The organism is Rathayibacter sp. AC182, from assembly GCF_979253875.1.
The window spans coordinates 175317-193026 of sequence record NZ_CEEDEK010000005.1 but is presented as its reverse complement, the minus strand read 5'-3'; the positions used below and the strand labels follow the sequence as shown (position 1 = coordinate 193026).

The window sequence follows — 17710 nt, the reverse complement described above, 5'->3', positions numbered from 1 at the left end:
CACCGACGGAACGAGTTGTCATGTCCCGAATCGAGCGCGACGTCGTCGTGATCGGAGCAGGCGCCACCGGGCTCACCGCGGCCCTGCGGCTCCACGAGGCGGGGCGCACCGTGGTCGTCCTCGAGGCGCGCGACCGCGTCGGCGGCCGTCTCGAGACCCGCGAGATCGAGGGCCAGATGCTCGAGCTCGGCGGCCAGTGGGTCTCGCCCGACCAGACCGCGCTCCTCGAGACGCTCGACGAGCTGGGTCTGGGCACCTACTCCCGCTACCGCGACGGCGAGAGCGTCTACATCGGCTCCGACGGCCGCGCGCGCCGCTTCACGGGCGACATCTTCCCCGGAGCGGCGATTACCGAGGCCGAGATCGCCCGGCTGATCGACGTGCTCGACCGCCTCGTGGCCGAGACCGACCCGGCCGCGCCGTGGGCGCATCCGCTCGCCGCCGACTACGACCGCATCAGCTTCAGCGCCTGGCTCGAGCAGCAGACCGGACGATGCGGAGGCGCGCGCGAACATCGCGCTCTTCGTCGCCGACGCCATGCTCACCAAGCCCGCCCACTCGTTCTCGCTGCTCCAGGCGCTGCTCATGGCCGCGAGCGCGGGGTCCTTCAGCCACCTCGTCGACGCCGACTTCATCCTCGACAAGCGCGTGCTCGGCGGTCTCCAGCAGGTGCCGGTGCGGCTCGCCGAGCGGCTGGGCGCCGAGCACGTCCTGCTCGGCCGCCCGGTCCGCTCGATCCGGTGGAGCGGCGACGGCGTCGAGGTGCGCACCGACGACACCGTCGTCGTCGCCCGGCACGCGATCGTCGCCGTGCCGCCGAACCTCGTCGGCCGCATCGACTTCGATCCGCCCCTCCCGCGCCTCGCGCCAGCAGGCCCTGCAAGCACCAGTCCGCTCGGCCTCGTCATCAAGGTGCACGCCACCTACGAGACCCCGTTCTGGCGCGCGGACGGACTCTCGGGAACCGCCTTCAGCCCGCACGCCCTCGTGCACGAGGCGTACGACAACTCCAACGCGGGGGAGGAGCGCGGCACGCTCGTGGGCTTCGTCTCGGACGAGAAGGCCGACCGGCTCCTGGCGCTCCCCGAGGCCGAGCGCAAGGCGCGATCCTCGACTCCCTCGCCGCCTACTACGGACCCGCCGCACTGGATCCGGTCGTCTACTACGAGAGCGACTGGGCCGCCGAGGAGTGGACGCAGGGCGCCTACGCCGCCAGCTTCGACCTCGGCGGGCTCACCCGCTACGGAGCGCTCCAGCTCGAGCCGGTCGGGCCCCTCCGCTTCGGGTCGAGCGATCTGGCCGCCGAGGGCTACCAGCACGTCGACGGCGCGATCCGCGTCGGGCGCCGCCCGGCGCAGGAGATCCTGGACGAGCACGCCGTCACCGCCGCCCCCCACCGCGAAGGAGCACTCCCCGCATGAGCACCCACTACGCCGTCATCGACCCGGCTTCCGGGACGACCCTGAGCGAGTACCCGTCGATCACCGACGCCGAGCTGATCGAGGCGATCGAGGCCGCGCACGACGCGTACTCCACGTGGTCGCGCACCGTGCCGGTCGCGACCCGCGCCGCCCTGATCGCCCGGGTGGCCGACCTGCACGTCGAGCGCGCCGACGCGCTGGCCGAGATCATCGTGCGCGAGATGGGCAAGCCGCTCGACCAGGCGCAGGGCGAGGTCGGCTTCGCGGCCGACATCTACCGCTACTACGCCGACAACGGCGAGGCGTTCCTCGCGGACGAGCCCATCGAGCTCTCCGACGGCACCGGTTCGGCCTTCGTCCGCCGCGCGGGCCTGGGCGTGCTGCTGGGCATCATGCCGTGGAACTTCCCCTACTACCAGGTCGCCCGTTTCGCCGGCCCGAACATCGTCGCCGGCAACACGATCCTGCTCAAGCACGCGCCGCAGTGCCCGGAGTCGGCCGCAGCCATCGCGGACATCTTCGCGACCGCCGCGCGGGAGCTCGGAGCGCCTGCCGGCGTCTACGTGAACCTGTACGCCGAGCAACGACCAGGCCGCCGACGTCATCGCCGACCCGCGGGTGCAGGGCGTGTCGGTCACGGGCTCCGAGCGTGCGGGAGCCGCCGTCGCCGAGATCGCGGGCCGCAACCTCAAGAAGGTCGTGCTCGAGCTGGGCGGCTCCGACCCGTTCGTGCTGCTGTCGACCGACGACCTCGACAAGGCGGTCGACGACGCGGTCGCCGCCCGCCTGGACAACAACGAGCGTCCTGCAACGCCGCCAAGCGCTTCATCGTGATCGACGACCTCTACGAGGAGTTCGCCGCGAAGTTCACCGAGGCCTTCACCAGGGCGCAGCCCGCCGATCCGTTCGCCGAGGGGACCCTGCTCGGCCCGCTCTCCTCCTCCGCCGCGACCGAGCGCCTCGAGCAGCAGCTCGCGACGGCCCGCGAGCAGGGCGCGACCGTGCGCGCGAGCGGCGAGGTGACCGGCAACTTCTTCCCGCCCGCGGTGCTCGAGGACGTCACTCCCGAGATGAACGCCTACCGCGAGGAGTTCTTCGGCCCGGTCGCCGCGCTCTACCGCGTCCACGACGAGGACGAGGCGATCGCGCTGGCGAACGACACCCCGCACGGCCTCGGCTCCTACCTCTACACGACCGATCAGGAGCAGGCCCTGCGTCTCGCCGACCGGATCGACGCCGGCATGGTCTGGATCAACCTGGTCCTCGGCGACGCCGCCGAGCTGCCCTTCGGCGGAGTGAAGCGCTCGGGCACCGGCCGCGAGATGGGCCGCAGCGCCCTCGAGGAGTTCGTCAACAAGAAGCTCATCCGCATCGCGTAGCGGCGCGCTGCTGATCGAGCAGCCCGCGTAGCGGGCGTCTCCATCACTGCTGATCGAGTAGCCCGCGTAGCGGGGTATCCGAGATCCCCCACCGCCAGCGGTCCACCGGTCGTCCCGTCGTGGTTCGCGGGTCTCGATACCGCCCCTGCGGGGCCGCTCGACCAGCGGGATCGCCGCGGGCGTCTCGAGATCCGCCGCCGTCAGCGAGGCTGGCCGTCCCCGGTCGTGGTCCACGGGCCTCGATCCGCCCCTGCGGGCATACTCGACCAGCGGGATCTCCGCGGGCGTCCCGAGATCCGCCACCCCGGGCTGGCAACCGCGAGCGGGTGCCCCGCGCGCTCACTAGGGTCGAGGGCGGCGTCCGCCGCCGCCCACCCGGAAGGTCCGTCAGTCATGCGCGTGTTCGGCTGCCCCCACTGCGAGGCCCGCGTCGAGTTCGAGGACGCCGAGTGCCTGCGCTGCGGCACCGCGCTCGCCTATGCGCTCGAGACCGACGAGCTCGTCGAGGGCCGCGGGCCGCCTGCTCTGCCGGTACCGCGGCACGATCGGCTGCACCTGGCTCCAGGAGGAGCGGACGGGTGGCGCCTGCGCCTCCTGCGCCTGACCGGCGAGCGCCCGGTCGTCTACGACGCCGCCGTGCTGAGCCAGCTGACGGTCGCCGAGTTCGCGAAGCGGCGCCTGGTCCGCCAGCTGCACCACCTCGACCTGCCCGTGCGCCGCCGCGAGAACGGCTCGGGGCTCTCCTTCTGGCTGCTGTCGTCGGCGCAGCTCGGCTCGGTCACGACCGGGCACGCCGACGGAGTCGTCACCGTCGACCTGTCGGAGGGGAACGACGCGCACCGCGAGGCGCTCAAGGCCCGTCTGGGCGAGCCGTACCGGACGGTCCTCGGCCACTTCCGCCACGAGATCGGGCACTACTACTGGCAGGAGCTCGTCGAGGGCACCGAGCTGCTCCCCGCGTTCCGCGCGCTGTTCGGTGACGAGCGCACCGACTACGGCGCCGCCCTCGACGCGCACTACGGCGGGGCGACCGGAGCGGACCGGGCCCGCGATCACATCTCGCAGTACGCGACCACGCACCCCGTGGGAGGACTTCGCCGAGACCTTCGCCCACTACCTGCACATCGCCGACGCCCTCGAGACGACGGCGGCGGTCGGCCTGGCCGTCGACGGACCGCAGGGCCGCGTGCCGGAGTCGCTCGCGGACAGCGTGAGCGCGTCCGGAGCCGAGCGGGTCGCCGGGCTCGAGATGCCCGAGATCCTGCGCCGCTGGCACGGGCTCTCCCTCGCTCTCAACAGCGTCAACCGCTCGATGGGCAAGGACGATCTGTACCCGTTCGTCATCACTCCGGTGATCGCCGAGAAGCTCGCCTGGGTGCACGAGCTCGTCCGCCGGGGCGGCTGACACCCTAACAGGAGGGGTGCCCGGCTCGGAGTCGGGCAAGCGCTGTCACACTCCGGTCTACCGTGGGACGGTGCGAAGACGACTCCGCCCGCTCGCCGCCGCCGCCGCGGTCGCCCTCCTGGCCGGCTGCTCCAGCGATCCCGAGGCGGCCGCCGCCGCGTCGTCCGGCCGGCCTCGTCGATCGTGCCCGAGCAGGGCGCCCTTCTCGGCGTGAATCTCGACTGGGACGCCCGCACCCTCAGCGACTACAGCACGGCGCTCGGCCGTCCGCCCGCGGTCGCGGTCGCCTTCGCCGACGTGCCCTTCGCCGGCGACGACCGCGCCGGGGTGCGCGAGGCGGCCGAGCAGCTGCGCGCCGTCGGCGGCACGCTCCTGCTCACCCTCGAGCCGGCGGAGGGGCTGGCCGCGGTCACCGAGGAGGTCGCCGACGAGGTCGCCGCGCTCCTCGCCGATCTCAACGACGCGGGCGTGCCGTCGTGCTCCGCTTCGCGCACGAGATGAACGGCTCCTGGTACGCGTGGGGCCAGCAGCCCGCCGAGTACGTCGAGACGTTCCGCAGAGGTGGCCGCCGCGGTCCACGCGGGGGCACCCGGCTCCTCCCTGATGTGGGCGCCCAACAGCGCCGAGGGCTATCCGTTCGAGGGCGGGGCGTCGGCCGCGCAGCCGGGGACGAGCGGCTTCGCGCTGCTCGACACGACGGCCGACGGCGTCCTGACCTCCGAGGACGACCCCTACGCGCCGTACTACCCCGGCGACGACGCGGTCGACTGGGTCGGCATGTCGCTGTACCACTGGGGCTCCGCGTACCCGTGGGGCGAGAACGAGCTGCCGGAGGAGGGCAAGTTCGCCGCCCAGCTCACCGGCACGTACGACGGGGCCGCCGGCGACGAGACCGCGGCGCCCGACTTCTACACGACCTACGGGGTCGAGCACGGCAAGCCCGTCGCGATCCCCGAGACGGCCGCGCCTGTCGTCCCGCGCGGCGACGCCGCCGGAGAGCTCGCGATCAAGCAGGCGTGGTGGCAGCAGGTGCTCTCGGCCGAGACGGCCGAGCGGTTCCCGCAGCTCAAGATGATCAACTGGTTCGAGTGGGACAAGTTCGAGCCCGAGGTGCAGGACACCCCGTCGACTGGACCGCCGTCAACGACCCGGCCACGCGGGAGGCGTTCCGCGGCGACCTGCCGGAGTGGCTCGTCGCAGCCGACCTCGACGACCGGTGCACGGCGCGCACGGTGACGGGCGAGGCGCCGGACCCGGCGCCTCGCCCGTCACTTCTTCGTCAGCGACGACTCCTTGTGCGCGGCTTTCGCGTCGGTCTTGTCGCTCTGCACGATCCAGTAGGGCTCGTCGTCCGAGGCGTTGAACTTCTGGCCCTCGAAGTGGAACTCCTTCGTCTTCTTCTCCACCAGCTCGCCGTGGGTCTCGCCCTGCGAGGTGTTCCAGCTGATCTTGTCGCCCTTCTTCACGAGGCACTTCCTTCTCGGTCGTCGCGCACGAGCGCGGGTGCTCCACCGCGCGGCAGCGCGATGGTGGTGGTGACGTCGACGATCGCCGGAGCGGCGGGCGCCGACGGGAAGCCGAAGCGGACGGGAGGCGAGAGCGGCCGGAGGCCCCCCAGGTCCTCTCCGTCCAGGCGACGCGGTGACCCCGAGCACGCTCCGGATCGTGCGGACGCCGTAGTACTCGCGCCGCCCGCCGCCCGCGCTGCCGGCGGTGCTGACGCCGCGCACGAGCAGGGAGGCGACGGGGGAGACCGCGGTCAGCCACGCGGGGCTCTCGGCGATCGGCCGCGGCACGATCCGCAGCAGCCGGCCCAGCGGAGTGACCCCGCCCAGTCGCAGCGCCACGTCGAGGCCGCCGGCGGTCACCGTCAGACCACCGGTGATGCGCCGCGTCGCGACCGGCGCGACGACGACCTCGTCGAACTCGTACGTCGAGGCGATGAAGTCCGCGACCTCGCGCGTCGGAGCGAGGAGCATCCGGTGCCGTCGGCCCGCTCGATCATCGCGTCCGAGAACGCGCCGAACGGCGTCCGCTCCCAGAGTCCCAGCACGAGCCGGGTGCCCGAGGCCGTGCCGAGCCCCGCGATGCGCCCGCCGAAGCGGAGGCGTCGCGAGGCCCGGCCGGCGCTGCTCATCAGGCCGAGCGCAGCAGGGTGAACGAGGCGTCGCGGACGATCAGCGTCGTGACCTCTCCGGACACGACCTGGTCGGGGTCGCTCGAGCAGGCGAGCTCCCACTCGCCTCCGGCGCCTTCGGCACCGTGAACTCCACACCGTTCTCGGCCGCGTTCAGCAGCAGGGCGAACGACGCGCTGCCCTCGTGCTCGAACACGAACGTGATCGAGCGGGCGTCCGGGTTGTCCCAGTCCTCGTCGGCGAACCCCTGCGCGTCCGAGCGGAGGATGTCGACCGTGTCGGTGCCGCCGTCGCCCGGAGCGCGGCGGAACCACTTGGGCTTGAGCGCCGGCTCGGCCGCGCGCAGCGCGATGAGCTCGCGGGTGAAGGCGAGCAGCTCGCGGTCGGCGCCCTCCCAGTCGAACCACGAGATCTCGTCGTCCTGGCGGTACCGTTGTTGTTGCCGCCCTGGGTGCGGGCGATCTCGTCGCCGCCCAGGATCATCGGCACGCCGGCCGAGAGCAGCAGGGTCGCCAGGAAGTTGCGGCGCATGCGGTCGCGGCGCTCGTTGACCGCCTCGTTCTCGGTCGGGCCCTCCGCGCCGTTGTTGGAGGAGCGGTTGTCGCTCTCTCCGTCGTTGTTGTCCTCGCCGTTGGCCGCGTTGTGCTTGCGCGAGTAGGCGGTGAGGTCGGCGAGGGTGAAGCCGTCGTGCGCGGTGACGAAGTTCACGCTCGAGAGCGGCGAGCGCTTGTCCGCCTCGTACACGTCCGGCGAGCCGAGGATGCGCTGCGCGGTCGTGCCGAGCACCGAGTCGGCGCCGTGCCAGAAGTCGCGCACGTCGTCGCGGAACTTCCCGTTCCACTCGGACCAGTCGGCGGGGAAGCCGCCCACCTGGTAGCCCGCGGTGTCCCAGGGCTCGGCGATCATCTTGACGGGGGCGAGCACCGGGTCCTGCGCGATCAGGTCGAGGAACGCGCTGTGCACCTCGGCCTCGCCCGTCCGACGGGTCAGCGTGGTCGCGAGGTCGAAGCGGAAGCCGTCGATGTGCATCTCGGTCACCCAGTACCGCAGCGAGTCCATGATGAGCCCGAGCGCGGCGGGGTGGCTGACGTTGAGGCTGTTGCCGGTGCCCGTGGTGTCGAAGTAGTTGGCGCGGTCCTCCTCCACCAGGCGGTAGTAGGACCCGTTGTCGATGCCCTTGAACGACAGCGTCGGGCCCTTGTCGTTGCCCTCGGCGGTGTGGTTGTAGACCACGTCGAGGATCACCTCGAGGCCGGCCTCGTGGAACGCCTTGACCATGGCCTTGAACTCGTCGACCTGCGCCCCGTCGTCGCCCGCGTGCGAGTACTCGTTGTGCGGGGCGAAGAAGCCGAGGGAGTTGTAGCCCCAGTAGTTGCGCAGGCCCTTCTCCTCGAGGTGCGAGTCCTGCACGAACTGGTGCACGGGCAGCAGCTCGACCGAGGTGACGCCCAGGTCGGTGAAGTGCTTGATCGACGCGGGGTGCGCGAGGCCCCGGTAGGTGCCGCGGATGTCCTCCGGCACGTCCGGGTGCAGCTTCGTGAAGCCCTTCACGTGGACCTCGTACACGACGGTGTCCTCGAGCGGGATGCGGGGGCGCCTCGTCGGTGCCCCAGTCGAAGGAGGCCGGGTCGGTGACGACGCAGCGCGGCACGGAGGGGGCGGAGTCGGAGTCGTTGCGGCGCTCGGCGTCCTCGTAGTACTGGCCGAAGACGTCCTCGCTCCAGCGGTAGGAGCCCTCGATGGCGGTGGCGTGCGGGTCGAGCAGGAGCTTGTTCACGTTGTGGCGCAGACCGTTCGCGGGGTCCCAGGGGCCGTCGACGCGGAAGCCGTAGCGCGTGCCGACGCGCATTCCCGGCACGATGCCGTGGAAGACGTGGCCGGTGCGGTCGGTCAGGGTGACACGGGTCTCGGCGCCCGTCTCGTCGAACAGGCAGACCTCGACGCTGTCCGCGGTCTCGGTGTAGAGGGCGACGTTCGCGCCGGCGTCACCGCGGAGGGAGACGCCGAGCGGATAAGGGAAGGAACGGGAGGATGCGGGCATGCGACCATCCTGACGGGGCCCGCCCGCGAGCTCGGGGTGCTTGTCGGACGGCCCGAGTCCCGGTACTGTTCCGGGCTCGTTCCGCACCCCGGCGTGCAGGAGCCGGTCAGTCCAGCGGAGCCGCGTCGCCGGCGGTGAAGACGATCTTGCCGATCGTGCGATCGGTTCCGGCCGAGCGCCCGGACAGCACGTCGACGATCTCCTCGAGCGGATGGACGGCGCCGGGGTCGGCGTCCAGGTCGCCGGAGGCGGCTGAGCGCGATGGCGCGCCCGATCCGCTCGGCCGTGGCCACCACGATCAGGTTCCGCACCGGCGGGCGGTCGCGCCGCAGCACTGCGACCGCCTGGGCGCCGAGGGCCGGGCCGCTGGGCACGAGGGTGACGAAGCGCCCGCCCTCCGCGAGCAGGATCGCGGCGTCGTCGACCGGGAGGTGCCCGGAGACGTCGAGCACCGCGTCGAAGCGGCCCGCGAGCACGCCGAGATCGAGCGCGCGGTAGTCGTGCGGCTCGGCGCCGAGGCTCCGCAGCACCTCCGCCGAGGCGGCGGACCCGGTCGCGGCGACCTCGCAGCCCGCACGGACCAGGAGCTGCACGGTCAGCTGCCCGATGGCACCGGAGCCGCCGCCCACCAGGACTTTCTCGCCCGCGCGGACGCGCAGAGCGTCGACGACGCCGACGGCCGTCCCTCCGGACATCGCGAGAGTGACGCCCTGCACGAAGTCGAGGGAGTCGGGCAGGGGCACGAGCGCGCGGTTGCGCACCAGGCACGCGTCGGCGAACGCGTCGCCGTCGCGGGTCATGCCGACCACGCGGTCGCCGACCGCGACGGTCCGCACTCCCGGCCCGACGGCCTCGACGGTGCCCGCGACGTCGAGTCCGAAGCCGAGCGGCCTGGATCGGCCGACGGCCATGACGCGGGCCGCGCCCGACAGGATCTTCTCGTCGGTGGCGTTGATGCTCGCCGCGCGGGTGCGCACGAGCACCTCGCCCCGACCCGGCATCGGCACGGGTGCGTCCCGCCACGAGAGCACGTCCGGTCCGCCGAACCGTTCGTATCCCAGTCGTCGCATCGTGCTCCCGTCGTCCGCGGCCGGCGCCGCACTGCGTCGAGCCTAGGCGCTGATCCCCCGGTCGAACCGTCGCTCCCGCAAGGGCTCGGACGCCCGCAGCCCCGGTGCTACCGTGGCGCGCATGAGCGCAGACACGAGCCCCGAGTTCTCCGGCTGGACCGGCGAGGGCCAGAGCGGTGCCGACCCGTCGGGTCCCGTCACCGACGCCGATCGCCCCGACGACGTCCGACCCGCCGACGCCGAGATCGAGGAGAGCACGACTCCCGACGAGAGCCGCGACCCCGACCACCCCTACGACTCGATGGGCGAGAGCGGCACCGAGAACGCTCCCGAGGACGAGGTGTCCGACTCCGAGGACGAGGAGGGCCTGCTGCCCCCGGGCAGCACCGCCGAGGGGAGCGGCACCTCGCTGGGATCCGTCCCGGCCGAGGCCTCCCGCGAGGCCGAGCCGCTCGGCACCCACGAGGGCGAGGGGACCCCTGGCCAGCTGGCGGACGAGCGCTGGCGCACGAACGGCGTGAATCCGCTCGGCTGATCCGCGACCGGGGTCGCTTCGAGGCCCGCAGGAGGGTCGACCTCTCACCCACGAGCACCTCGCGTCCAGGTTCTCCCCCGGTGGCTCGGAGGTGACCCCCGGCTGGCGCCGTAGCGTGCCGGGAGCGCGGGGACCTCCCGCGCGGACGGGGAGTCCCATGTCGTTGTTCCAGAACCGCACCCGCGAGATCCGGTGGACCCCGGACGAGCGGCGGGCGCTCGCGGAGGCGGTCGCCGAGGACCGCGCCGACGTCTGGCGCGGCATCGGCGAGCTCGACCGCACGGTCGTCGTCTCGACGGAGGATCCGGGCACGCGCGGTGGAGCCCGCTGGCCCACCGATCACCGCGCCTTCCTGCGCGTCGAGCGCGGCGACTCGATCGTGCTGGCCACCGACGGTCTGAGTGACCCCTTCGACCGCCTCAGCCGGCCCGGCACGGAGCTGGGCCTGGAGCTGTGCCTCGAGAGTTCCGCCCTGCTCGGCGTCCCCGCCGCGGAGCTCTGGAACCACTGGCAGTTCCGCCTGCTCTACGAGGCCGCTCGCCGCGCGGCCCTGCAGGGCGTGTGCTGCCGCACCGGCGTCGACGTCGCGCGCCTGGCGCACGCCTCGGCCCCGCCGGCCTGGGTCGGCGAGGACGGCTCGGTCGGCGTGCTGCTCGGGCTCCGGAGCCCGCGGCTCCCCGAGCGCATGGAGCTCGCGACCGGAGACGTCGAGCTCGTCACCCTCACGCCGCTGTGGCCGGAGGAGTACGAGTCGGCCGCCGTCGACGATGCCGCGTGCGCCGAGGTCGCGGCACGGCTGGTCGGCCTGCCGCACGACGAGCTGGTGCACACCGCTCGCCCGCGCGTGGTCTGAGACGTCCCGGGCGGCGGGACGCCCCGGGCAGCGGGACGACCCCGGCGGCGGGTCAGCCGTCCTGCGGCTCCGGTACCACCAGCATCTCGCCGGTGTTGTTCGCGCTCGGAGACGAACTGCTCGATCCATGCGCGGTTCAGCGCAGGGCGCTTGCTGCCGAAGAAGCGGAAGTGCAGCGCCGTGGTGGGGTGGATCCAGATCGAGCTGCGGCCGTAGCCGCTGGACTCGGGCTCGGCCCACGACAGGCTGAACGACTCGTTGCGGCGCATCTTGGTGAACATCGCCACCTTGAGGTGCGCCAGCATCCGGTCCTCGAAGTCGATCTCGAGCGATTGCGGTCCGTAGATCAGTCGTCCCATGGTCTCCACCCTGCGTCGTGCCGGCGCCGGAGGATGCACGGGGCCGTGGGCTCCGACGAGCACGGGGAGCCTCTCCGTCGAGCCTACCCAGGGTGCGACGGGCCACAGGACAGGCTGGTGTCCCTCGATCGAGGGGTCCGATCGGGATCACGGCCCCGGGGAACGACGAACGCCCCGCCGACCGGATCCGAGGATCACGGCCGACGGGGCGCTGCGGATTCGTGACGAACCCGAGGAGTCGGGAATTACTCGCCGACGCCGCGGATGTTCGCGGCCTGCAGGCCCTTGCGGCCCTGCTCGACGTCGTACTCGACGTGCTGGTTCTCGACGAGCTCGCGGTAGCCCTGCTTCGCGATGGCGGAGAAGTGCGCGAACACGTCGGCGCCTCCGTCGTCGGGAGCGATGAAGCCGAAGCCCTTTTCGGAGTTGAACCACTTAACGGTGCCAGTAGGCATTTCTTTCCTTATGTGTTAATGAGCGCCTGCCGGAGCGGACGTCGTCAGATCCCGCACGAGTGTGCGGTACCCGCTCGACTCCTCCTCCGCGCGGATGAAACACGCGTCGGCCGGGAGTCGGTCGGGTCGTCTTGGGGGCGGAGGGGACCTCCGCGGGGAGAACGTCCCGCGTTCCGACGGAGTCGGGGGTGCGGGGGTCGAACGAGGAACGGCGCGGCTTCCGCGGCGTCCTGTGAAGGGCGGTACCCGCCGGCGAGGCGGGCGTTCGAACCGCTGGATCGAGGTCGATGCCGTCGATCCGTGCTGCCGGTGAGAGCAGTGCGGTCTCTATCAGGGGCTGAGTCTCTTCGTCGTCTCCAGCGAGTGCGTGCTGGTGGTGGCGACTTCTCAGCCGTGGAATTCGGGCGATCGCCCGGGAGATGTCTCCAGCCTACGGGATCGGACGCCCCGAGCGCGACAGCGGCGCGGGAAACGCTGCGCGATCCGTCGCTCGGCGGCCGAGCGGACGTCGGGGCCGACCCGTCGTGTGGCACCATTCAGGTCATCGGCGCCGCCTCCTCGGCGCCGCGCCCCATCCGCCCCTCCCGTTCTCGCGCCCCTCGAGGCCGGGGCCCGCCCGCGCGAGGCCCGACCGCGATGCTCCCCTCGACGACCCCGGCTCCTCCTCCGCCCCGGAGCGCACGGAGCTGCGCCGCGAGCAGGACGAGATCGGCCGTCGCTGCGCCCGCCGCGGCTCCGCGCTCTTCACCGGGGCGTCGGCACTGCACCTCGTCGCTCTCGCTCCGGCCGACCTCGTCCGCACGCTGCCGGTCCTGGCGCTCCTGGCCGCGGCGACCGTCGTCGTGCTGTCGTGGCGCCGCGGCCGTCCGTCCACGAGCGCCGCGCCGATCGTCGTCGCGGCGGTCCTCGGCCTGACCGCTCTCGCGCTCTTCGCCGTGTCGGACGTCGACGCCCGGCTGCCGGCCGTCCTGGGCTCCGTCACGATGCTGGCGTCGATGGCGCTGGCGACCCCGCTCCTCGCGATCGGCGCCTCCCGCCGCCTGCCCCTGGTCGCGGGCGCGGCGCTGCTGCCGGTCCTCGCGCTGAGCACGACGGCCACCGCGCCGTCGGGGCGCACGTTCTTCGTGGGCCTCGCGGTCGTCATCGAGTTGGGCCGGGGCCTTCGGCATCGCGCGGTGGGTCGCCGCGAGCGTCGCGCGCGCCGACGACGGCACCCGGCGGCTCCTCACGGCGCACGCCGCCGAGCGGCGATCGAGCGAGGACGAGGCGCGCCGCCGCCACGACGCGCGCCTCCTGCACGACACGATCCTGGCGACCCTGACCCTCGTCGCGCACCGCGGCGAGGGTGCCCGCCGCGACGCTGCGCGAGGCGCTGCCGCCGACCTCGAGCTGCTGCGGGCGCTCGACGGGCCGGTCTCCGCCGAGCGCCCCGGCTCCTGCGCCGAGCTCCCCGACGAGTTCGCCGCCGTCGACCGCCGCTTCCGCGCGCTGGGCCTGGAGATCTCGTGGCACCTCGGCCGGGGCGACGTCGCCCCGGACGCGCTCGCGGCGCTGGTCGGCGCGACCGGCGAGTGCCTCGGAGCGATGCGGAGGCACTCCGGGGTGCGCGCGGTCGACGTCACCGTCGAGCACGGCGCGGGCGGCGTCCGCGTCGCCGTCTCGGACGCCGGTGCGGGCTTCGATCCCGCCGCCGTCCCCGTCGACCGCCTCGGGCTCGTGGAATCGGTGCGCGGACGCCTCGAGGTCGGTCGGCGGAGCCGCGAGGGTCTTCTCGGCGCCGGGTGCCGGCACGACCGTCCTGATGAGCGTGCCGCGATGAGCGCGCCCGAGCCGCGGGACGCGACGTCCGGGACGCTGCTCGCCCTCGTCCGCGCGGCCGAGGCCGGGCCCCGCTCCCTGCAGTCCGTGCGCTTCCGGATCCGCCGCACCCGCCAGCTGACCGCGAGCTACCTCGGCCTCGGCTTCCTCACGGTCGCCGGTGCTCGTGATGGTCCGCGGAGGTGTTCTCCTACGCCTGGGCGCTCGACGCCGGCTCCTCCGGCTGGCTGACGGGCGCCGCCTGGGTGGTGGTGGTGCTCGCCTTCGCCGCCGGGGCGATGACCGCGCTGCTGCGGCGGGGGGAGCTCCCGTCGCCCGTGCTCGTCCTCGTCCTGGTGGTCGACGCGGCGGCGCTGGCGCTCGAGATCCTCGACTCCGCGCTCCCCTCCTCCGGGGGCGTCTACTACCCGACCGTCTGCGTGGGCGTCGGCGCGACCCTGCTGGGGCTGATGCCCTTCCACCCGCTCCGGCGCACCTGCACGGCGCTCGGCCTGCTCGCCGCGGTGAGCGCGGTGACGCTCCTGGCGGAGAGCGGCGGTGTTCCCGGCGGGCTCGGGATCGGCACGACGATCCTCCTGCTGGCGCTCGTGCCGACCGCGTTCTGCGCGGTCATCCTCGCGACGGTCGACGAGCACGTGCGCCACCGGCTCGACCGCACGATCTCCGACAGCACGATCGACGGGCCGGGCACGGGTCCGGGCAGCCTCGCGGCGTCCGAGCTCTCGCGGATCGACGCCCGGATCGAGGAGCTGCTCGAGCGGCTCGCGCGCAGCGCTGCCGCTCCACTGGACGCGGAGACGGGGGAGAGGGGCCGGGCGCTCGGAGACGAGCTGCGCAGCGCGCTCGCCCGCAGCCACGATCGCACCTGGCTCCGCATCGCCGTCGACGAGTCGGCCCACCTGTCGGGAGCGGTGGTCCTGACCGATCCCGACGGACTCGCCGCGCACCTGCTGCCGCCCGACCGCGCGCGGCTGCTCTCGGCGCTGTGGCTGCTCGCCGCACCCGGCTCCGCCGCCCGCCCGGGTGTCGAGGCGGCCCTCGCCGCCGCTCCGACGGGCCGCGGATCGATCGCGATCTCCCTCGAGGTCGCGGGCCGGCGCTCCCGCGACCTCGACCCGGCCGTCTGGGGCATCCTGGGCGAGCTGGGGGCTCCGCGCGTGCAGAGCAGCGGAGCGGGCACCCGCGTGCTGATCGAGCACGTCCCCGAGAGCGCTCCCGAATCGAGGAGGACCCCGTGAGCACTGCCAGCGGCCGATCGCCGGCGACCGAGGGGCGGACGATCTCGCTCGCCATTCTCGACGACCACCCGATCCTCCTCCGCGCCCTCGCGGAGTGGATCGCGCTGCTCGGGTGCGCCCGTCCGCGTGGTCGCGACGGCGTCGAGCTGGGTCGGCCTGCTCGCCGATCCCGCGTTCCCGAGCGACGTGGTGCTCCTGGACATCGACCTCGGCGACGACCTCGACCTGGCGATGAAGATCCGCGACGCTCACCGCCGCGGGCTCGGCCGTGGTCATCATCAGCACCCACGCCCAGCCGGCGACGATCGAGCGGGCGCTCGAGGCCGGAGCGCGCGGCTACCTCGTCAAGAGCGAGCCGACCGAGGTCATCATCGAGGCGATCCGCACCGTCGCGAGCGGCGCCGTGTTCCTCACCGGGCCCACGCGCGGCCTCCTCGGGGGATCGGCCGCCGACACGCTGACCGCTCAGGGAGCGACTCGTCGTCGGCCTCTTCGCCGAGGGCCTGCCGCTCAAGCAGCTGGCGGCGGAGCTGCGCATCACGCAGGACGCCGCGCGCAGCTGCCTGCGCAGCGCCCGCGCGAAGTACCGCGAGGCGGGGGTGGAGGTCGGCGGCCGCATCGCCCTGCGGCGCCAGGCGCTGCGCGACGGCATCATCGTCCGCCGCTGAGCGGGGGCTCCGGCTGTCCGGAGCCCCCCGCACCTAGACCGTCTCGGGCCGCTTCTGCCGCGCGGGCTCCGCGGGCCGGTTCCGCACCGTTCCACACCGAGATCACTCCCCAGACCACCGCGGCGATCGGCACGGCCACAGCACGGCGCCGACGATGCCCGCGAGCACGGTGCCGATGGTGAGGGCGACGAGCACGATCAGCGGGTGCAGCTTCAGCGAGCGGGCCATCAGCACCGGCTGGAGGAAGTTGCCCTCGAGCTGGTTGACGGCGATGACGACCAGGATCACGATCAGCGCGGGGATCGGGCCGTTGGCCACCAGTGCGACGAGGGCCGCGAGGATGCCGGCGGCGGTCGCTCCCACGATCGGGATGAAGGCGGTGAGGAACACGATCACCGCGAGCGGGATCGCCAGCGGGACGCCGATGATCGCCAGCGCGATCCCGATGCCGATCGCGTCGACGGCCGCGACGGTCGCGGTGCCGCGCACGTAGTCGCCCAGCACGTCGACCGCCTTGGTGCCGACGCGCTTGGCGCGGTCGTAGCCTCTCGCCGACGAAGGGGCGCAGGAGGAACTCCCAGATCTTCGGGCCGTCCTTCATGAAGAAGAAGAGCACGACGATCATCAGCACGAGGCCGGTGACGAAGTTCGCGGCGGCCGCGGCTCCCGCGAGCGCGCCGGAGCCGAAGCTGCTCGACGTGAGGAAGTCGACGACCGTCGTGCGGGCGTCTTCGATCTGCTGCTCGTCGATCTGGAACGGCGAGTGCTGCACGTAGTCCTGGGCGAGGCGATGCCGTCGGAGGCGCGGCTGACCAGGTCGTCCCACTGGTTGCGGACGGCGACCGTGATGAGCCAGCCCACGGCGCCCAGGACCGCCAGCAGGCCCAGGAGGGACAGCCACGTCGCGAGGATCGAGGGCACGCCCTTCTTCCGCAGCCACGACAGCAGCGGGTGGATCGCCGAGGCCAGGATGATCGCGATCATCACCGGGATCAGCACCAGGGTGAGCTGCGTCATGGCGAAGACCAGGACCGACGCGAGAGCGAGGATCACGATCACCTGGAGGCAGCGCAGCGCGAAGCGGCCGAGGCCGTCGGTCCAGACCGTGCGCCGCGGCTCGGGGCGGGCGGGTGCGGGAGCGGGAGCGGAGGCGGGTGCGGGAGCGGGGGGCGCGGGGTGGCGGCGGTCGAAGAAGCCCATGGGGGAAAGGTACGGGACGCGGCGTCCACCCCGCGGTGGCTTGACGCCGGGCCCGACGGCCTCGCGGCCGGCCTCGGGAGGCGGTGATCCGGCCGTCGCCGGCCGACCCGGTCGTGGGCGGAGCTCTGCGCCGCGGTCTTCGGATTCCGTCGCTCCCGGAACGAGAAGCGCGGGAAAATTACCAGTTCCGGAGCGAATGCGGCCGTCTTCGACGTCATTCCATTGCCAACGCGACGGATCGCGCACTAGGGTCGGCACGTCCATGCAGGCGCATGGGGTGCGGCACCCGAAGCCGCTGCTGCAACCGCGCCCGCTGAACGGCCTCCCGCGGGCGGGAACCCGAATCCCCGCCCGCGTCGGGCACAGCGCCTCGCCGCGAGAGGCCCGAGACGTCTCGCGGCCCGCGGCCAGGAACCCGAAGCTCCCGACCGCTCCGCGGCGCAGCACCCGTCCCCCGGAACACCCCCCTCCTGGAGTACCCGCATGTCCCGCACCCCCTCGGGGGTGACTCCGGAGCGTCCTCGCGCGCTCCAGAGCACTTCCCGCGCGCTCTCGAGCGCCCCGTCCCTCGACCGCCGCTCGCTCGTGACCGCCGCCGCCTGGAGCGCGCCGGTCGTCGCGATCGCCCTCGCGGCGCCGGCGGCGTCGGCGTCCCAGCCCGCGCCCGCCCCGCGCACCTCCGACTCCACCCTCTCGTTCGACACCCTCTCGGGCTGGGGGACGTGGGGCGCCACGGGCGTCACGGGCGCCGAGACGATCGTCCAGATCCAGAACTGCTGGGCGCACGGCGCCGAGTCGGAGCGCCGGTCCACGAGCTGAGCGTCGTCGTGCGCTACCCCTCGACGGCGACGCTCGAGTCGACCGCCGTCAGCGTCTCCGGAGCGGGCTGGGCCTTCGTCGCGCACCGTCGACGCGAGCGGGGCCGTGGACCTCGTCTTCCGGTGGGCGGGCGACCGGGCCCTGGGCCCGGCCACTCCGCTGCGCAGCTCCGCTACTCCGTCTCCGCGCACTTCTCGGCGCCGACGGTCCTGACCGGAACCGTCTCGGCCCCGAACGCCGACGCCGCGACCCGGACGGGCGACGGCTCGATCGGCTGACGCCGCCCCGTGACGACGCAGGCCGCCCACCCGG

19 protein-coding genes and 6 pseudogenes are annotated in these 17710 nt (G+C 73.3%); 15 read left to right on the top strand and 10 right to left on the bottom strand.

Features of this window, described 5'->3' with window-relative positions; genetic code table 11:
* Nucleotides 1-20: 20 nt before the first annotated feature.
* The 8 genes and pseudogenes from AC0CII_RS11140 to AC0CII_RS11105 form a co-directional block, all read left to right on the top strand.
* Nucleotides 21-503: pseudogene (locus AC0CII_RS11140) on the top strand (flavin monoamine oxidase family protein); the annotation flags it as partial.
* 34 nt (nt 504-537) lie between these two features.
* A pseudogene (locus AC0CII_RS11135) lies at nt 538-1421 on the top strand (flavin monoamine oxidase family protein).
* A pseudogene (locus tag AC0CII_RS11130) lies at nt 1418-2800 on the top strand (NAD-dependent succinate-semialdehyde dehydrogenase). Before AC0CII_RS11135 ends, AC0CII_RS11130 begins: the two co-directional pseudogenes overlap by 4 nt.
* A 393-nt stretch (nt 2801-3193) precedes the next feature.
* Nucleotides 3194-3874, top strand: a pseudogene (locus tag AC0CII_RS11125) (putative zinc-binding metallopeptidase); the annotation flags it as partial.
* Nucleotides 3777-4205, top strand: coding sequence for a putative zinc-binding metallopeptidase (locus AC0CII_RS11120; RefSeq protein WP_465230876.1), 429 nt, complete (start codon nt 3777-3779; stop codon nt 4203-4205). The pseudogene AC0CII_RS11125 and the gene AC0CII_RS11120, both read left to right, overlap by 98 nt.
* Nucleotides 4206-4221: 16 nt before the next feature.
* Nucleotides 4222-4419, top strand: a complete 198-nt coding sequence (locus AC0CII_RS11115; protein WP_465229451.1) for a hypothetical protein — start codon at nt 4222-4224, stop codon at nt 4417-4419.
* The gene (locus AC0CII_RS11110; RefSeq protein ID WP_465229450.1) at nt 4389-4706 is read left to right on the top strand and encodes a hypothetical protein; all 318 of its coding nucleotides are present in this window, start codon (nt 4389-4391) and stop codon (nt 4704-4706) included. Before AC0CII_RS11115 ends, AC0CII_RS11110 begins: the two co-directional genes overlap by 31 nt.
* Nucleotides 4707-4766: 60 nt before the next feature.
* Nucleotides 4767-5441, top strand: coding sequence for a hypothetical protein (locus AC0CII_RS11105; RefSeq protein ID WP_465229449.1), 675 nt, complete (start codon nt 4767-4769; stop codon nt 5439-5441).
* Between the two features lie 32 nt (nt 5442-5473).
* On the opposite strand, the gene AC0CII_RS11100 is transcribed toward AC0CII_RS11105, so the two are convergent.
* The 4 genes and pseudogenes from AC0CII_RS11100 to AC0CII_RS11085 all read right to left on the bottom strand — a co-directional run bounded on the left by AC0CII_RS11100 (nt 5474) and on the right by AC0CII_RS11085 (nt 9384).
* Nucleotides 5474-6184, bottom strand: a complete 711-nt coding sequence (locus AC0CII_RS11100) for a hypervirulence associated TUDOR domain-containing protein (RefSeq protein ID WP_465229448.1) — start codon at nt 6182-6184, stop codon at nt 5474-5476.
* 311 nt (nt 6185-6495) lie between these two features.
* Nucleotides 6496-7908 carry a glycogen debranching protein gene (locus tag AC0CII_RS11095; protein WP_465229447.1) on the bottom strand — a complete coding sequence of 471 codons (1413 nt, stop codon included), beginning with the start codon at nt 7906-7908 and terminating at the stop codon, nt 6496-6498.
* Between the two features lie 241 nt (nt 7909-8149).
* Nucleotides 8150-8293: pseudogene (locus AC0CII_RS11090) on the bottom strand (hypothetical protein); the annotation flags it as partial.
* Nucleotides 8233-9384: a quinone oxidoreductase family protein gene (locus AC0CII_RS11085; protein WP_465230875.1), complete on the bottom strand. Its 1152-nt coding sequence runs from the start codon at nt 9382-9384 to the stop codon at nt 8233-8235. The pseudogene AC0CII_RS11090 and the gene AC0CII_RS11085, both read right to left, overlap by 61 nt.
* Nucleotides 9385-9574: 190 nt before the next feature.
* Here AC0CII_RS11085 and AC0CII_RS11080 point away from each other — a divergent pair, with 190 nt between their 5' ends.
* Nucleotides 9575-9988, top strand: coding sequence for a hypothetical protein (locus tag AC0CII_RS11080; protein WP_465227713.1), 414 nt, complete (start codon nt 9575-9577; stop codon nt 9986-9988).
* 157 nt (nt 9989-10145) lie between these two features.
* A complete protein-coding gene (locus AC0CII_RS11075) occupies nt 10146-10841 on the top strand; it encodes a hypothetical protein (RefSeq protein WP_465231093.1) in 696 nt (231 codons plus the stop codon).
* Nucleotides 10842-10999: 158 nt separating this feature from the next.
* Here AC0CII_RS11075 and AC0CII_RS11070 read toward each other — a convergent pair.
* The 4 genes and pseudogenes from AC0CII_RS11070 to AC0CII_RS11055 all read right to left on the bottom strand — a co-directional run.
* Nucleotides 11000-11146, bottom strand: a pseudogene (locus tag AC0CII_RS11070) (DUF7882 family protein); the annotation flags it as partial.
* Between the two features lie 299 nt (nt 11147-11445).
* Nucleotides 11446-11655, bottom strand: coding sequence for a cold-shock protein (locus AC0CII_RS11065; protein WP_465229446.1), 210 nt, complete (start codon nt 11653-11655; stop codon nt 11446-11448).
* A gap of 536 nt (nt 11656-12191) precedes the next feature.
* Entirely contained in the window at nt 12192-12824 is a 633-nt protein-coding gene (locus AC0CII_RS11060) for a hypothetical protein (protein ID WP_465229445.1), read from the bottom strand.
* On the bottom strand, nt 12796-13287 hold the full coding sequence (locus AC0CII_RS11055; RefSeq protein WP_465229444.1) for a hypothetical protein: 492 nt from the start codon (nt 13285-13287) through the stop codon (nt 12796-12798). The genes AC0CII_RS11060 and AC0CII_RS11055 overlap by 29 nt, the downstream gene beginning before the upstream one ends.
* On the opposite strand from AC0CII_RS11055, the gene AC0CII_RS11050 reads away from it, so the two are divergent.
* From AC0CII_RS11050 to AC0CII_RS11040, 3 genes are read left to right on the top strand one after another with little or no spacing between them, the layout of a single operon-like run.
* Entirely contained in the window at nt 13258-13704 is a 447-nt protein-coding gene (locus AC0CII_RS11050) for a hypothetical protein (RefSeq protein WP_465229443.1), read from the top strand. The genes AC0CII_RS11055 and AC0CII_RS11050 overlap by 30 nt on opposite strands.
* A complete protein-coding gene (locus AC0CII_RS11045; protein WP_465229442.1) occupies nt 13656-14711 on the top strand; it encodes a hypothetical protein in 1056 nt (351 codons plus the stop codon). Before AC0CII_RS11050 ends, AC0CII_RS11045 begins: the two co-directional genes overlap by 49 nt.
* Nucleotides 14708-15172 carry a hypothetical protein gene (locus AC0CII_RS11040; RefSeq protein WP_465229441.1) on the top strand — a complete coding sequence of 155 codons (465 nt, stop codon included), beginning with the start codon at nt 14708-14710 and terminating at the stop codon, nt 15170-15172. Before AC0CII_RS11045 ends, AC0CII_RS11040 begins: the two co-directional genes overlap by 4 nt.
* A gap of 309 nt (nt 15173-15481) precedes the next feature.
* On the opposite strand, the gene AC0CII_RS11035 is transcribed toward AC0CII_RS11040, so the two are convergent.
* Both AC0CII_RS11035 and AC0CII_RS11030 read right to left on the bottom strand, forming a co-directional pair.
* Complete coding sequence (locus AC0CII_RS11035; RefSeq protein WP_465229440.1) at nt 15482-15883, bottom strand: AI-2E family transporter; 402 nt, start codon at nt 15881-15883, stop codon at nt 15482-15484.
* 120 nt (nt 15884-16003) lie between these two features.
* Entirely contained in the window at nt 16004-16579 is a 576-nt protein-coding gene (locus AC0CII_RS11030; protein WP_465229439.1) for an AI-2E family transporter, read from the bottom strand.
* 483 nt (nt 16580-17062) lie between these two features.
* Here AC0CII_RS11030 and AC0CII_RS11025 point away from each other — a divergent pair, with 483 nt between their 5' ends.
* The gene (locus AC0CII_RS11025; RefSeq protein WP_465229438.1) at nt 17063-17398 is read left to right on the top strand and encodes a hypothetical protein; all 336 of its coding nucleotides are present in this window, start codon (nt 17063-17065) and stop codon (nt 17396-17398) included.
* 8 nt (nt 17399-17406) lie between these two features.
* A complete protein-coding gene (locus AC0CII_RS11020) occupies nt 17407-17676 on the top strand; it encodes a hypothetical protein (protein WP_465229437.1) in 270 nt (89 codons plus the stop codon).
* Nucleotides 17677-17710 lie beyond the last annotated feature (34 nt).